9 protein-coding genes are annotated in these 15,629 nt (G+C 61.8%); 8 read left to right on the plus strand and 1 reads right to left on the minus strand.

The window, feature by feature from the left end:
* Positions 1–43: 43 nt before the first annotated feature.
* The 5 genes from trbC to NDB2M1_RS15295 are packed head-to-tail and all read left to right on the plus strand — an operon-like array spanning position 44 to position 7,430.
* Positions 44–763 (plus strand): type-F conjugative transfer system pilin assembly protein TrbC, encoded by a 720-nt coding sequence (gene trbC / locus NDB2M1_RS15275; protein WP_253185903.1) that lies wholly within the window; start codon positions 44–46, stop codon positions 761–763.
* The gene (locus tag NDB2M1_RS15280; protein WP_072383673.1) at positions 760–2,451 is read left to right on the plus strand and encodes a conjugal transfer protein TraN; all 1,692 of its coding nucleotides are present in this window, start codon (positions 760–762) and stop codon (positions 2,449–2,451) included. The genes trbC and NDB2M1_RS15280 overlap by 4 nt, the downstream gene beginning before the upstream one ends.
* A complete protein-coding gene (locus NDB2M1_RS15285) occupies positions 2,432–3,259 on the plus strand; it encodes a conjugal transfer protein TraF (RefSeq protein ID WP_072383675.1) in 828 nt (275 codons plus the stop codon). The genes NDB2M1_RS15280 and NDB2M1_RS15285 overlap by 20 nt, the downstream gene beginning before the upstream one ends.
* The gene (locus tag NDB2M1_RS15290; protein WP_143146783.1) at positions 3,249–4,697 is read left to right on the plus strand and encodes a conjugal transfer protein TraH; all 1,449 of its coding nucleotides are present in this window, start codon (positions 3,249–3,251) and stop codon (positions 4,695–4,697) included. The genes NDB2M1_RS15285 and NDB2M1_RS15290 overlap by 11 nt, the downstream gene beginning before the upstream one ends.
* Positions 4,698–4,733: 36 nt before the next feature.
* Complete coding sequence (locus NDB2M1_RS15295; RefSeq protein WP_072383677.1) at positions 4,734–7,430, plus strand: conjugal transfer protein TraG N-terminal domain-containing protein; 2,697 nt, start codon at positions 4,734–4,736, stop codon at positions 7,428–7,430.
* A gap of 5 nt (positions 7,431–7,435) precedes the next feature.
* Here NDB2M1_RS15295 and NDB2M1_RS15300 read toward each other — a convergent pair whose 3' ends face one another.
* Positions 7,436–7,648 (minus strand): hypothetical protein, encoded by a 213-nt coding sequence (locus NDB2M1_RS15300; RefSeq protein WP_072383751.1) that lies wholly within the window; start codon positions 7,646–7,648, stop codon positions 7,436–7,438.
* Between the two features lie 198 nt (positions 7,649–7,846).
* Here NDB2M1_RS15300 and NDB2M1_RS15305 point away from each other — a divergent pair, with 198 nt between their 5' ends.
* Genes NDB2M1_RS15305 through NDB2M1_RS15315 form a run of 3 tightly spaced genes read left to right on the plus strand, consistent with a single transcriptional unit; the run spans position 7,847 to position 15,558 of the window.
* Positions 7,847–11,335, plus strand: a complete 3,489-nt coding sequence (locus tag NDB2M1_RS15305; protein ID WP_072383679.1) for a class I SAM-dependent DNA methyltransferase — start codon at positions 7,847–7,849, stop codon at positions 11,333–11,335.
* An 18-nt stretch (positions 11,336–11,353) separates the two neighbouring features.
* Complete coding sequence (locus NDB2M1_RS15310) at positions 11,354–14,242, plus strand: ScoMcrA-related endonuclease (RefSeq protein ID WP_216234029.1); 2,889 nt, start codon at positions 11,354–11,356, stop codon at positions 14,240–14,242.
* The gene (locus NDB2M1_RS15315; RefSeq protein WP_072383681.1) at positions 14,239–15,558 is read left to right on the plus strand and encodes an McrC family protein; all 1,320 of its coding nucleotides are present in this window, start codon (positions 14,239–14,241) and stop codon (positions 15,556–15,558) included. Before NDB2M1_RS15310 ends, NDB2M1_RS15315 begins: the two co-directional genes overlap by 4 nt.
* Positions 15,559–15,629: the final 71 nt, after the last annotated feature.

Raw genomic sequence — 15,629 nt, forward strand, 5'->3', positions numbered from 1 at the left:
GCCCTCCCTCTCCCTTCGCACCTGCGCGCTCACGGGTCTTGTCATGACATCCGCGCTCGGCGGCGCGCTCGCGCAGAGCGTACCGGCGGATATCGATGTCGAGGCTATTCGCGCGCGTGCAGGCGAACAGGCTAGCGAAGCCGAGGCTCTCGCTACGACCGCGCGGGCCCGCGCCAAAGCGGTCAGCGCTTCGGCCACCGGCACTGCGGAGCAAGGCCACGCCAATGGCGCGCGTTTGGCGGCAAGTCCGCGACTTCAGACCAGCAAGACCGGCGATGTGTTCGATTTCGACGGCATGGTTGCGGATGCCGGAACCATAGCGAAAGCAGACCTTGGCGAGGCGCCGCGGTTCATCGCCTTTGCCAGCACTGCAATGCCGCCGGCCGCGCTCAAGGCGATGATGGACGACGTACCGCGCGCGGGCGGCGTGGTGGTGTTTCGCGGGCTGACGCGCGGCAGCGCCCAGGCCATGACTGCCGCGCTGTCGCGCGTGCTTGCACCGGGCGAGCGCCGTGACGGGGTCGGGATCGATCCGCGCCTGTTCCGCGCCTTCGGGATCGAGACGGTGCCGACCTATGTGGTCGCCAGCAGCGACTTCGATCTCTGCGACGGCTTCGATTGCAGGACCAATGTCCCGCCGTTCGACCAGATCAGCGGCAATGTCACCGCGGCCTATGCGCTCGACACCATCGCCAGCGGTGGCGGTCCCGGCGCCAAGCTCGCGGCTCAGTACCGCGCAAGGCTCGAGGAGCACACGCCATGATCTGCCGCGTTCCCGCTCTTGTCCTGCTTGTGCTCGCTTTGCCAGCACTGGCACAGAGCACGCCCGACGCCGCACGCGCCGATGGCAAGGCTTTCGGCGCCGCCAAGTCGGCCACTGCACAGGCTGCCGCGACTACAAAGCCGGATGCAACCCGCGTGCCCGGTTACGGCGGCACGCCGACGCAGTCGGGCTACTTCGCCGATCCCGATCGGATGGTCCGCGAAGCCGCCAGCCAGACCAGTACCAACAGCGGCTATAGGGCGGTGCGCGATTCCATGCGCAGCCGGGCGAAGTTCAATGCCGTCGATCTCGACGCGACAATTGCCCGCAGCCGGACGATCAGCGCCGATCCGCTCACCTACGCGAGTGGCATGGGCGGCAAAGGCAGCCAAGGCCGCTGCGTTCCGCTGCCGCCTTCGACCGGCACGGCTGCGCGTTACTTTGCGACCTGCAACACCGGCTACACCGCGAGCCAGGAGAGCCGCAGCTGCACGGTGCGATTGACGACTGTACTACGCGATACGTCCACCTACCTCTACTTCTGCTCAACCGGCGGCGACTGCTCGGCCTTCACCGGAGCGCAGTGCCGCAAGACCGGCACGCACCCCGGCCCATGCCTGCAACGGGACAAGACCTTTGTCGGCGGTGGCTGCACCGAGCCCGGTGATCCCGTCGATGAGTTCACCTGCACGACGCCGATTTCTGGGTATACGCCGGTTGCCGTCAGGACGGGTCAGACCATTGAGCCTGTTCGCGATGAAAGCGCCTGCACCTCGCTCGCGGCCGACGCCGATTGCACCGCTGGCGGAGAAACCTGCACCGACAGCGACCCCATCACCCGTACCATCGGCGGCGTCGCCATCACGCAGCCCTGCTGGGCCTGGGGGCGCAGCTACACCTGCGCTGCCTACGAGGCGAAGCAGGACTGCTCGGAGCTGGATGCCAATCCCGGCTGCCGCTTTGTCCGCGCCGATTGCCTGACCGATGAGCCCTGCCGGACCTGGGAGCGGGTCTACGATTGTCCGGTGCCTGATCAGCCGACCGATCCCAGCCAGTTCATCTGCGACGGCGACATCTACTGCATCGACGGGTCCTGCGAGACGATCGACCGCCAGCCCAACACCGAGTTCAAGGATGCGGCGGTTGCGCTGAATGCCATGAACCAGGCGCGCCGCGAGTTCGATCCCGCAAACCTGAAGCTGTTCGAGGGTGAGCGCGCAAGCTGCGCCTCCAAGGTCTTCGGCATTCTGAACTGCTGCAAAGGCAAGGGTTTCCCGCTGATCCCAGGCATCCAGCTCCTCGTCGCGCTCGGCTGCAGCCGCGAAGAGATGCTGCTCCATCAGCGCGATGCCAAAGGTCTGTGCCACTATGTCGGCACCTACTGTGCGTCGAGCTTCCTCGGTGTCTGCTTCACCAAGCGCAAGGTCTACTGCTGCTTTGAATCGAAGCTCTCGCGCATCCTGCAGGAACAGGGCCGCACCCAGCTGAACAAGCCCTGGGCCCCGCCCAAGGAAGAAACCTGCGCGGGCTTCACCGTTCAGGAATTCGCGAAGCTCGATCTGTCCAAAATGGACTTCAGCGAAGTCTATGCCGAGTTCACCGACGCCGCGCGCCTGCCCGATGAACTCCAGGCTGCCAGCGATCTCCAGCAGAAAATCGAGGCCTACTATGCCCATGCATCGCATTGACCGCGCCCTGCGCATGGCCGCTCTCGGTGCTTGCCTGATCCTGTCGTCCGGGCTGGCCGCTCGTGCTGCCGATCCGACACCAACTGCACAAACATCGGGCGACGATCCCTTCTACTGCCAGGAGCGTCGACTCGGGTACTGGTTCTACTGCACCAGGCCCAAGCCGCCCGAGGCGCCGCAAACGCAGGCAGTTCCGGACACCTCGGCCACACAGCGCCTGGAGACGATCACGTCTCAGCTGCGCGAGCTCAAGGCCCGCGCCATCCTCGAGCCAACGCCGGCCAACGTCACTGCCTATATCCGCTTCCAGCGCGCGCAGCTCGACCGCGCCTCGCTGTTCAGCGATGTCTGGCAGCGCTCGATCTGGCAGCACCCCGACCTCGACTACACGCTCCAGCGGCCGGTCTCGACGCTCGGCAAGCGCCAGTGGCAGGATGCCCGCAAAGCCGAGCGCGACAGCGTGATGGCGCATCTCTCTCAGCGCTACGGCCTCTTCTACTTCTTCGCGCAAAGCTGCGGTGCCTGTTCGGTGATGTCGCCAATCGTGCGCTCAGTCGCGGCAACCTGGGCGATCGAGGTACGCGCGATCTCCACCGACGGAGGGCCCTCGCCCGATTTTCCGCGCTACACCGCCGAGACCAACCAGCGCGCCCGCATGGGCCTCGAACCCGGGATCACGCCCGCCGTGGTCCTGTGGGATGCTGCGGCGCACCGCGCGATCCCGATCGGCTACGGCGTGATGTCGGCCGACGAACTGCAGGACCGCATCTACCTCCTCACCACCAAGGAAGCCGGCCATGACTACTAGATCCCAGCGCCTGATCGCCGCGATCATGGCGCTCGCCCTCCCGCTCGCCACGATACCCGCTCCGGTCTCCGCCAATGTCGGCAGCTCGATGGACTCGTTCCTGAACGATGTCGGCGGCGCGTCGAACGTGACCGGCCCAACCGCCTTCCAAGGCCAGTCGGCCGGCTACTACAGCCTCGGCAATGTCTGGATGCGCTTCCCGCAGAAGACGACCTCGATCGCCAACCTCCAATTGCCCAAAGCCCGCGCCGGCTGCGGCGGCATCGACCTGTTTGCGGGCTCATTCAGTTTCATCAACGCGAGCGAGATCGTCGCGATGCTCAAAGCCGTCGCCAACAATGCGGTCGGCTTTGCCTTCAGCCTCGCCATCGACACCGTCTGCCCGGAATGCTCGAAGATCATGCAGGAGTTCGCCCAAAAAGCGCAGCTCATGAACAATCTCAGCATCAACTCGTGCGAGATGGCGCAGGGCCTCGTCGGCGGCGTCTGGCCCAAGGGCGACCTTGCCGACAAGGCGGTCTGCGAAGCGATCGGCAACAGCCAGGGTATCTTCACCGACTACGCCGCCGCCAAGCACGGCTGCGGTACGCGCGGTGAGCGCGCGAGTACGACGGGCAAGGCCGACGCGAGCTTTGCCGACGTCAATCCCGGCGTGGCGCGAAACTACACATGGACCGTTCTCAAGAAGTCCGCCTTCTTCTCGCCGGGCGGCAGGTTCGACCAGGAACTCGCTGAATATGCCATGACTTTGGTGGGCACGGTGATCTACCAGCCGCCCAAGGATGACAGCGCCGGCAAGTTCATTCCCGTGTCGGGCGATGCTTCGTCGACCCTGGTCTCGGCGCTTCTCGACGGCAGCTCGGGCAGCGCGGTCAAGATCTTCCACTGCGACGAGCCCGACCAGTGCCTCAACCCCGGCCTCGCAGCGCTCTCGGTGCCAACGTCCAAGGCGCTGCGCCCGCGCATTGCAGCGTTGATCGATGGCATGGTCCAGGCGATCCGCGACGACACCGCGATCACGGCGGCGCAGAAGGAACTGCTGCAGATCTCCTCGATCCCGCTCTACAAGATCCTGACCGTCCAGGCCGCTTATGGACGCGGCATGCCAACCGATGACCGCCAGACCCTCGCCGAGATTGCCAGCGTCGACCTGCTCTTTGCGGTGCTCGACCGCATCGTCAGCGAATCCAGCCGCTCGATGGCAAGTTTCATCGGTGCCGACGAGGCCAAGATCGCGCTGTGGCAGGGCCAGGTGAACGTGGTCCGTCAGGCACTCGCGGACAGGCAGGCCAATACCCACGCCAAAGTCGGGGCGATCATGCAGATCATCGAGAAGACCGCGTTCATCGAGAACCTGCTCGCCAGCCAGATGTCACCGGGCATGGCCGCTGCGCTCGACTGGTCGCGCGCCGTCGAAACCCGCGCCCTCACCCACTGACACGTCAGCTCATAAAGCCAGCAAGGGACCACCGAAATGGTCGAAGTCTTCACGATCGGCGGCGGCGACTACCTCGTCGCGGTGTTCCGGGCGGTGGCTGCCTGGACCGGCAATGGCGGCTACAAGGGTCTGCTGCAGGTCGTGATGGTCATGGGGCTCGGGCTCTCGGCGCTCACGCTCGCTTTCGGGCAGAACTGGCGCGCGTGGATCAACTGGTTCCTTGGCGCGACGCTTATGTATTCCTGCCTTATGGTGCCGCGGCTCGACGTCCACGTCACCGACCGCATCAACCCCAGCCTTGCGCCGGCCAATGTGAGCAATGTCCCGCTGGGCCTTGCGCTGATGGCGAGTTTCACGAGCCAGGTCGGTGACTACCTCACCGGCTCGGCCGAGGTGGTCTTCGCGCTTCCGCCCCAGCTCAATTACTCGAAGAATGGGATGGTCTACGGTGCGCGCCTGTTCGAGGCGACGCGGGGCCTGCGCATCTCCGATCCCGAGTTCGCTGCCAATCTCGATGAGCATTTCCGGCAATGCGTGTTCTACGATGTTCTGCTGGGCCGGGTATCGATGCAGACGCTTGCGAACAGCAGCGACATCTGGACGACGATTGGCCCCGGCAGCCCGGCGCGTGCGCAGCGGTTTCTCACCCGCGATGCAGCGAGCGGCAAAGTCACAGCGACCATCCTCACCTGCCGGGAGGCCTACACCGCGCTGAACGGTCAGTGGACCGGCCTGATCACCGCCATTACCACGGCGTTTGGCCGGCAGCTCTATCCGAACCAGACCGCATCGCTCGCCAAGGCCAAGCTGCTGGCTGATCTGCCCGTCGCCTTCCAATATCTCTCCGGCGTCTCGGCCAATGCCTCTCAGATCTTCAAGCAGACGCTGACGATCAACGCGATGGCGCAGGCGATGCACGGCTTTGCGGGGAACAGCGGGGCCTCGAGCATTGACGTCTATGCCCAGACCCGCGCCGATATCCAGACCGAGCGCACCTACGGCTCGATCGCCAACAACGCCATGAAATGGGTGCCGCTGCTCGGCATCGTGCTGACCGTGCTATTCTATGCGCTGTTCCCGGTGCTGTTTCCGCTGTTTCTGCTCCCCCGCACGGGGCCGACCGCGCTCAAGGGTTACCTTACAGGCTTCTTCTATCTCGCGGCCTGGGGGCCGCTCTTTGTCATCCTCCACATGATCCTGATGACCAAGGGCGCCTCCGATATGGCCGCTGTCGCAAATGGGGCGGGGCTCAGCCTTGCAACCTTCACCGGCATGGCCGACGTCAATGCCGATATCAGCCTGCTGGCAGGCTATCTGATTGCCTCGGTGCCGTTCCTGGCCGGCGGCGTCGCCAAGGGCGCGATGGCGATATCATCGCAGGCAACCTCCTACCTCAACCCCAGCCAGAACGCCGCCGAGGAAGCTGCACGCGAAGCCAGCACCGGCAATGTCTCGCTCGGCAACTCCAGCATCGACAATTCGACCGTGTTCACGCGCCAGTTTGCGCAAGGGACGATCGCGCCGAGCTTTGCCTATGGCGCGCCGCAGACCCGCACGATCAGCGAAAGCGGCGCTACCACGTCCTGGTTCCCTGACGCGGCCTATGACCAAGTCCCGAACTCGAGCTACCCCTTCACACCGACACTTGGGGCGGAGTTCTCCTCGCGTCTGGCTATGATGGCATCCGAAGCTAGGAGCCGCAGTGAGACCCTTGCCAATGTCGCCAGCCAGTCTACGTCCAATGCCATCAGCCGGTTCCGGGAGCTGCGCAACCAGTTCAGTTCCTCGCATGGCAGCGAAACCGCGCAAGGCAACACGACCTCGGACAGCATCCAGACCGCCTACAGCGAAGTGGATCAGGCGTCGGCCAGTCTACAGCGGCAGTTTGGTCTGTCACGGCGAGCAGCGGATGACATGTCGATTGCCTGGTTCTTGAACGGCGAAGCATCAGCTGGCCTCGGCAGCAACTTCGGAACCGCAAAAGTAGGGGGCGGAGCGCGGGGTGGCCGAAATCAGTCCTGGACGACCAGCGACACCGCGATTGCATCCGAAGATCGCTCCCGCATCCTCGGTAGCCTCAAGCAGATGTCCGACAGCAAGAACTGGTCTAGCACCCGCGATGGCTTCCTCCGCACCATCAGCACATCCGGAAGCTCATCGGTCTCCTCGAGTGCCGGCGGGCTGAATTCCAGTATCACGGAAAGTCGCGCCAACTCCCAAGAGGCTCGGCGGGCAGAAGAGACAGCGCACCGGCTAGAGCGCCAGGCTTCGTACTTCGCTGGCCATAGCGCCGCAGGTAATCTGAACCTCAGTCAGGCATATCGCGAGTGGGGTCTTGCAGAGCTGGATCGCAATCGTGATTTTTATGGAAGTGCCCGCTTCGACGACACAGCTTTTCAGCTAAGTCCAGCAGGGCAGGCAATGCAGTCAAAGTTCATCGAGAGCTATGCGGATAAACTGCGCGACGATGTTTCCGGCGACCTAGCCCTCCCTTCAGCTCCGCCACTGGCACAGCCGGACACTCGAGGCGTCCGTCAGGTCTCGGCGAGCAAGGCCAGCGGTAGGCAATCGCGCCTACCAAATGTCGAGGGGATCCATTCGAGCGTGGAACAGGTGCAGATGCGGGGTCGACGCACAATTGAGACCCAACGCAGTTCGCTCGAAGCCCTGACCAAAGATGCTACAGGAGTAAGTGCGGACCGAGCCATGCGCGTGAACGAATGGCCCGAATAAAGCCTTCAAAGGATGAAGTCTGCAAGCACCACGTACCCGACGTAGACAGCCAGGATCAGGCAAACGGCAATGGTCACAACGCGATTGATCGGATCAGCCCAAGCCTTCTTGATCCGGTACTCGGTCAACCTGTTCTCAGCCAAGGCCTTATCCAGCTCTGCCAGCCCTTCCCACTTGTTCTTTGCAATGCCCTCGGAGCGTTCATCCATTTGGCTCATCACACTAACTCCGCTGATCCTTCCTGCGGAACATAACATAAACAAAAATCAAAGCCAATTACCAATGATCGGCGACAAAGCGCCGAGAATCAGAAACTAACCGTTCGATCTTTAATGCGAAATTCGAGCAAGTTCACCTCGCGCAGGCCCAATCCGCTTTGTTGCCCGTTCACCGCCCCTGTGCTTAACTAGCGATGCATGAGAGACCCCGCCGACATTGATGCATTCATCGCGCATTGGCGTGAAACCGGCGGTAGCGAACTCGCCAACACGCAGAGCTTCATCAACGGTCTGTGCCACCTGCTCGGCGTCGATGCTCCTGCCGGGAGCCGTACCGACGACAAGCACAACGACTATGTATTCGAACGCCGCGTGTTCCAGGATAACGGCGACGGCACGCAGAGCTTCGGCCGGATCGACTGCTACAAACGCCGCTGCTTCATTCTTGAGGCCAAGCAAGGCAGCGAGGGCGATCGGGCGGCGGCAGCCAAAGGCGAAGACGACCTCGACCTGTTCGGCCAGACCGCGAGCGCGCGAGTCAAGCGCGGCACAGCGCGGCGGGGCACCCCGGGCTGGGCCAAGGCGATGGTGCAGGCCAAGGGCCAGGCCGAACGCTATGCCAAGGCCCTCCCCGCCGATCATGGCTGGCCGCCGTTTCTGCTGGTGGCAGACATCGGCTATTGCATCGAGGTCTATGCCGATTTCACCGGCACCGGGAAGGCCTATGCCCAGTTCCCGGATCGAGCGCGCTACCGGATCATGCTGGAGGATCTGGCAGACGAGGACGTGCGCGACCGCCTCCGCGCCATCTGGACTGAGCCCAAGACGCTCGACCCCGCCATCCAGTCAGCCAAGGTCACACGCGAGATCGCCGATCTCCTTGCCACGGTATCGAAGCGGCTCGAGGCGCGCGGATACAACGCGGAGAGCGTCAGCGGCTTCCTCATGCGCGTGCTGTTCACGATGTTCGCGGAAGACACCAAGGTTCTGCTGCCGGAAGACAGCTTCAAGACCCTGCTGCGCGAGCACATCGGTAATGCGGGGATGCTCCACCATTCACTGGCCGCGCTGTGGAAGGCGATGGACAAGGGCGAGTTCGCCCCCGCGCTGCGCACGCAGGTGAAGCGCTTCAACGGGTATCTGTTCAAGTCCACGGATGCACCGGTGCTCGATGACGACGAGCTGCAAGCGCTTATCGAGGCTGCCGAGAAGGACTGGACCGAGGTCGAGCCCGCCATCTTCGGTACGCTGTTGGAGCGCGCGCTGAACCCGAAAGAGCGCGCCAAGCTGGGCGCGCACTACACCCCGCGCGCCTATGTCGAGCGGCTGATCGGCCCGACGATCATGGAGCCGCTACGCGCCGATTGGGATGGGGTGCGCGGCGCTGCCGCGACCCTGATCGAGGAAGGCAAGGCAAGCGAGGCCAAGGCCTTTGTCGAGGCTTTCCATGCCCGTCTGGCGCAGACCAAGGTGCTCGATCCTGCCTGCGGTACCGGCAATTTTCTTTATGTCGCCATGGCGCGGATGAAGGAGCTGGAAGGCGAAGTGCTCGACCTGCTCGAGGAACTGGGCGACGCCCAATATCTTGCTGAGCTGACCGGCCACACGATCACGCCGGAAAACTTCCTCGGCATCGAGATCAACCCACGCGCTGCGGCCATCGCGCAGCTGGTGCTGTGGATCGGATATCTGCAATGGCACTTCCGCGTGAATGGCCCCAATCGCTCCCCGCCCGAGCCGATCCTCAAAAATATCCGTACCATCGAAAACCGCGATGCGTTGATCGATTACGACGACAAGGTCCTGGAGCTCGACGAGGAAGGAAAGCCTGTCACACGCTGGGATGGGGAGACGATGAAGCTTCATCCGGTGACGGGTCGTAAGGTGCCGGATGACGACGCGCGGGCCGAAGTCTACCGCTATGTGAAACCGCGCGCGGCGAAGTGGCCCACGGCGGATTTCATCGTCGGGAACCCGCCGTTCATTGGCGGCAAGGATGTCCGCGAAAGGCTGGGCGATGGCTATTTCGATGCCCTGTTTGCCACTACCGATGTGCCCGAAAGCGCCGATTTTGTAATGCATTGGTGGGACAAGGCCGCGACTGCGGTGCGCAAGGGCGGCACGCGCAGGTTCGGCTTTGTCACAACCAATTCGATCACGCAGGTGTTCAGCCGCCGGGTGATTGCAAAGCATCTGGATGCCAAGGACCGCGGGAGCCTGCTGTTCGCCATACCCAACCATCCTTGGGTGGACGAAAAAGACGGCGCGGCAGTCCGTATCGCCATGACGGTGGTGGGGTCGGGTAAAACCGTTGGACAACACTGGTCGGTGGCTGATGAGAGCCAAGCTCCAGAGCATCTCGTTTACACCGAGAGGGTCGGGCAGATCAGCAGCGATTTGCGCATTGGTGCCGATGTGACCGCCACGGTTGCGTTGAAGGCAAATGATGGCGTTTGTTCCCCTGGTGTGAAGCTGCATGGTGATGGCTTCATCGTCACGACAGAGCAGGCGGCGCAGTTGCGGAACGCACCTGGAGTAGCGGGCGGAGGCCAAATCCGGACCGGCATCGACGATGGAGCCGAAGTTATCTTCGACTATCGGAATGGCCGTGATTTGGCCTCACGTCCACGGGGCGTCATGCTGATTGACCTGTATGGGCTAAGCGAAGCAGACGTGCGGATGACCTATCCGGCAGTCTATCAGCACGTACTTGCGACGGTGAAGCCGCATCGAGATACGAACAATCGCGCCAGCTATCGGGAAAACTGGTGGCTCTTCGGCGAGCAGCGTTCCGAGTTGCGCAAGGCCTTGCGTAGCGTGACCCGATACATCGCGACCATTGAAACTGCGAAGCACCGGGTCTTCCAGTTTCTGCCCAAGTCGATTGTGCCTGACAACATGTTGGTCTGCATCGCGCTGGATGATGCCTATTTGCTCGGCGTATTGTCGAGCCGCTTCCATGTGCCATGGGCAATCACCTCTGGCGGTCGCATGGGAATGGGCGATGATCCTCGCTATAACAAATCCCGCTGCTTCGATCCCTTCCCATTCCCAGCTGATGTACCTGAAACGCTCAAGGACAAGATTCGCGCCGAAGCCGAAGCGCTGGATGCCTTGCGCAAACGCGTGCTGGCCGATCACGAGGATCTCACGCTCACCCGCCTCTACAACGTGCTTGAAGCTCTGAGGGAAGGCCGCGCGCTGACCGAGGTCGAACGCGATATCCATGATCGCGGGCTCGTCACGCTGATCCGCCAGCACCACGATGACATCGATGTGCTTGTAGCCGAGGCCTATGGCTGGCCGGCCGACCTCTCCGACGAGGAGATCCTCACACGCCTCGTCGCGCTCAACAAGGAACGCGCTGCCGAAGAAGCCAAAGGCCTGATCCGCTGGCTGCGTCCAGAATTCCAGGCACCGGACTACGCAGCCCCCATCACCCAGACCCTCGATCTGGGCGAGACCTCCGCCGTGCTGCCCGATAACATCATTCCTTGGCCTGGCACCCTGCCCGAACAGGTCAGCGCCGTGCAGTCGATCCTTTCCGCCGCCTCCACCCCTCTCGCCCCTCAAGACATCGCCCGCGCCTTCAAAGGCAAACGCGCCGCTACCGTCCGCCCGGTCCTCGACGCCCTCGCCGGCATCGGCATGGCCCGCCGTCTCGGAGATGGGCGGTATGCGGCATGATGATGAAGGAACCGACCGATGGATGACGCGGTCTTTCGCCAGTATCTCAATTGGAAGGGCGCAAAGGCGAAGGACGCACAGGACACTCGCATCAATGCGGTCAAAAAGATCGAGAGCAGCCTTTCAGTCCTCGGCTTTCCCTACGCCGACCTGGATGAAGCATTTGCGGCTGATCGCTTTGCAGCCCTTCGCGAGAAGCTGCGCACCATTCGTGCCGATGCAATTTCTGGCGGAGAATCCTATCGGATCCTGATGCCGGTATCGGAAAACCCCAAGAACCGACTGGCTAAGTGGGGCACTTGGCTTGCCGACTATGGGAGGAGCCTTGAGTGGCGAGATGGCGAAGACGAGGACGAGGACGAGCGTTTTGCGGAAGGCATGGACCAGCTGAGAAAAGCGTTCCTCGCCAAGATCCCGGATTTTGAAGATTTCGAGATCGAAGAGGGCGAATTCTTTGAGCAGGAAACAGCTTACAAGCGCGCTGCAGCGGCTGAGGTGCTTCAAGCCCTGCCATTAGCTGGTTCGCCAGCAGCCAATGAGCCGTTAGAGGTAAACGGCCGTAATGTTTACAAGGCGCTGTCGCAAAGCACAGGCCAAGGACGACCGCTCGGTTGGCGAACACCAGGCGAAGTAGCTAAGGCAATTCCTGAAGCGCAAACGCGCTTCTACGAGACGGTTGCCAAGCTGGCCCAGCTAGAGGCAGACGATCACGCCGAACTTGAAGAGTGTGCGCGCGCGCTCGAGGCCCTGCATGAAGAGGGCATCACGGCATTGAAGCGTGGTGAAGTCCTCTGCATCACGATCTCGATCTTTGGGACGCGAAATCCTAACAGTGCCTGCTGGTTTAAGGCTCGCACATTCGACAAGCTCGGCAAGCTCCTTTTTGGTCGTCGACTGTTTCGGTCGTCGCGCTTCGAGCTGCAGGATTTCGAGGAATTTCAAGGCCTCCTTCATCGCATGCGCAGTATGCTGGGGGAATGGGGTTGGAAGCCTTCCAACCTCCGGGACGTTCAGGGTTTCATATGGGTCGCCCTGTCCGAGGCAGAGGAATCTGAGACGAAAGATGGATTGACGCGCGAGGCCGTCGAGCGGTCGATGGACGAGTGCGAGCAAATCGGGGTCGAGGCCTTCCTCGCCAAGTATCAGTTCGGCAAGCCGCGTGACTATTGGGTGCGGCGTGAATCAGGTGGGATGCTCTATCCAGCCAAGGCAACTGTCGGTGCTGCCTATGGCTTCTTGCCAGACGGAAAGCCCCAGAGCGCCAAGGAGTTCTATGGAGGATTCGGCGAGCAAGCCGCGAACGGCATCCTGCAACGACTCGGGTTCGAGATCGTGACCGTAAAGGGGACTGATGTGGCTGAACCGCAAGATCGCAAAGTCTCACCGCCGTCGAAGCCGACCAACCTCATCCTCTACGGGCCGCCCGGGACCGGCAAGACCTATGCGACAGCGGCCGAAGCCGTGAAGCTCTGCGGGGAAGAGGTTCCCGACGATCGTGACGAGTTGATGGCCGTCTATCGCAGGTTGACGGACGCCAAGCGGATCGAATTCGTCACTTTCCACCAGTCCATGAGCTATGAGGACTTCGTCGAAGGAAAGCAGCCGGTCACAGGCGCGGATAGCGAGGATACCACTGGTGGCTTCCGGCTCGAAACATTCCCTGGCATCTTCCGCAGGATTGCTCGCCGCGCCGAAACAAGCATCTCAAGTTCCGAAGGTCCGGGTGCAATCCGGGTTGCGGGGCGGCAGGTATTCAAGACTTCGATTGGCGAGGCAGCAAACCCCGAAGACGCCTACCTCTTCGAAGAGGCCATCGCGGAGGGGCACACACTCTTAGGCTTTGAGGATATCGACTGGAGCGACGACAAGTACGCCTCGCGTGACGCGATCATCGAGGCCTGCCGCGAACATGGCGATCGGGAAGGTGACCTCAACGCGCAGACCGGGCGTGTGCAGATGCCATTTATATTCCGCAACTGGGTCAAGCCAGGTGACCTCATCATCGTCTCGAAGGGCAACAGCCTGTTCAGAGCAATCGGTGAAGTTACCGGCGAGTATGAATTCCATCCCCGGCCCGAGGGTGACTATGCACACCGGCGCAAGGTACGCTGGCTCTGGGTGGACCGCGAGGGTGTACCTGTCAGCGAGATCTACCAGCGCAAGTTCAGCATGCGGACCATCTATGAGATGACACCAGCGGAGTTGAACATTCCCGCGCTGGAGCGCTACATCAACAGCCAGCAACCAACGACAAAAGCAGCTGCCCATCCTGATCAGTTTGTCCTGATCATCGACGAGATCAACCGTGCGAATATCTCCAAGGTGTTCGGCGAACTGATCACTCTGCTGGAACCTGACAAACGACTTGGCCAGCCGAATGAAATCAAGGTCCGCCTGCCGCATTCCGAGGACGAATTCGGGGTGCCTTCCAATCTCCACATTATCGGCACCATGAACACTGCCGATCGCTCCATCGCGCTGCTCGACACGGCTCTGCGCCGACGTTTTGAATTCCGCGAAATGATGCCCAAGCCCGAGGTGCTCAACGATGCAGCAACACGGACAGGTGTCGACTTGTCGGCGGTCCTGCGGACGCTGAACGAGCGGATCGAGTACCTGTTCGACCGCGAGCATCAGATTGGCCACGCCTACTTCGTGGACTGTCAGACGCGCGAGGATCTGGACAAGCGCATGCGCCGGCGGGTCATTCCGCTCCTTGCCGAGTACTTCTTTGAGGATTGGACCAAGGTCGCCATGGTGCTTGGTGATCGCGAAGGCACCCGCTTCCTCGAACGGATTGAGCTCAAGCCTCCAGCTGGCCTGGATGAAGATGGCGATGCGCCGGTGCGCTGGCGTTGGATGGTTCGGCCGTCCTTCCCGCCCGACGCTTACTCTGGTCTGATGTGATCAAGCGTTCCGTCCTTGAGTGGGGATCAATTCCCTATGGAGACGGTGAGGACGAGATCCCAGTTTGGGCCGCTTCCCGTCTGGCCGCGGTGGCCCGACAATCTCCGCTGGGCGGCGAGAACGGGTCGCGGATACTGACCCTGGGCCTCAATTCCATGCGCGTGGGGCAGGTTGTGGGGATTGTCGCGGCCGAAGGCTGCACCTTGGAGATCTTGCCGAAGATCGATGGTTCGGCGGATCGGGATGACGAGTTGGAGCGCGGATTGATCCGGAAGCGCCTCGTCCACCTTCTGGCCGTTGCCCTCGACATGGAAATCGACGGCGGTTCGATAGCGGAGATCGGCTGGCAGAAACAAAGCCTGCTTGAAATCCTGATCCGACTGTTCAGCACAAACCTCTCCAACGCGGTTCGGCACGGCATGCCGCGTCAGTATCTGCACTGTCGCGATGACCTGCGCTCGCTAAGGGGGCGCCTCGATGTCCGACGGCAGTTCACGACGCTGGCGGTCAATCCATCCAAACTGGCCTGCCAATATGATGAGCTATCGGCCGATGCGGCCTTGAACCAGATCATGAAGGCTGCCGTTGGCAGGCTTGGTCGTATTGCGCAGACCGCCGGCAATCAGCGCAGGCTGGCCGAGCTCGCATTCAGTTATGCCGATGTCTCAGCCGTTCCCGTGAGTGCTCTGCGCTGGCAGGACGTTCAGCTCGACAGAACCAACGCGCGCTGGAAGGATCTTCTGGGCCTCGCGAGGTTCCTTCTCGGCGATCGTTTCCAGACAACATCAGCCGGTCCCCAGGCCGGCTTCTCATTGCTCTTCGAGATGAATACTCTGTTCGAACAGTATATTGGCCGAATGATGCGCAAAGCCCTCGCCGGGACTGCCCTCTCTGTTCATCTGCAGGGCGGCCGGATGTTCTGTTTGGAGTCAGTCGATGATGGCAGGCGGGTCTTCCAGACCAAACCGGACATCCTGATCAAGCAGGGATCCCGATGCGTTCACATCATCGATACCAAGTGGAAGCGGATCTCTCCGCGGGTTGACGACCCGAAACAGGGTATTTCCCAGGCCGATGTCTACCAGATGATGGCCTACGGCCAAATTTATCAATGCCCAAAGCTGACCCTTCTTTACCCGCACCACAATGCCCTTGGTCTCAAGCCCGGCTGGCAGAGCATGCACCTGGTGCAAAGCGGCAATAGTCAATTGATGACCGCGAGCGTGGACTTGGCTGAAATCAAGACGATGAAGGCGAGCCTTAGAACACTCATTAGCGATCAGGCTATTGTTGTTACTTCACCAGAACCCCAATGACCGATGTTGAAGCTCTTTTGGACGTTTATTGATTTTATATGGCTCCTCAAAGCCCGTCGCTAGTTCACAGT

Origin of the sequence: Novosphingobium sp. NDB2Meth1 (assembly GCF_900117425.1) — a bacterium.
GTDB lineage: Bacteria > Pseudomonadota > Alphaproteobacteria > Sphingomonadales > Sphingomonadaceae > Novosphingobium.

Excerpts from the sequence above, each read along its gene's own strand:
- trbC (WP_253185903.1), top strand. The coding sequence starts at position 44 with ATGACATCCGCGCTCGGCGGCGCGCTCGCGCAGAGCGTACCGGCGGAT.
- NDB2M1_RS15295 (WP_072383677.1), top strand. The coding sequence starts at position 4,734 with ATGGTCGAAGTCTTCACGATCGGCGGCGGCGACTACCTCGTCGCGGTG.
- NDB2M1_RS15305 (WP_072383679.1), top strand. The coding sequence starts at position 7,847 with ATGAGAGACCCCGCCGACATTGATGCATTCATCGCGCATTGGCGTGAA.
- NDB2M1_RS15300 (WP_072383751.1), bottom strand. The coding sequence starts at position 7,648 with ATGAGCCAAATGGATGAACGCTCCGAGGGCATTGCAAAGAACAAGTGG.
- NDB2M1_RS15310 (WP_216234029.1), top strand. The coding sequence starts at position 11,354 with ATGGATGACGCGGTCTTTCGCCAGTATCTCAATTGGAAGGGCGCAAAG.
- NDB2M1_RS15290 (WP_143146783.1), top strand. The coding sequence starts at position 3,249 with ATGACTACTAGATCCCAGCGCCTGATCGCCGCGATCATGGCGCTCGCC.
- NDB2M1_RS15285 (WP_072383675.1), top strand. The coding sequence starts at position 2,432 with ATGCCCATGCATCGCATTGACCGCGCCCTGCGCATGGCCGCTCTCGGT.
- NDB2M1_RS15280 (WP_072383673.1), top strand. The coding sequence starts at position 760 with ATGATCTGCCGCGTTCCCGCTCTTGTCCTGCTTGTGCTCGCTTTGCCA.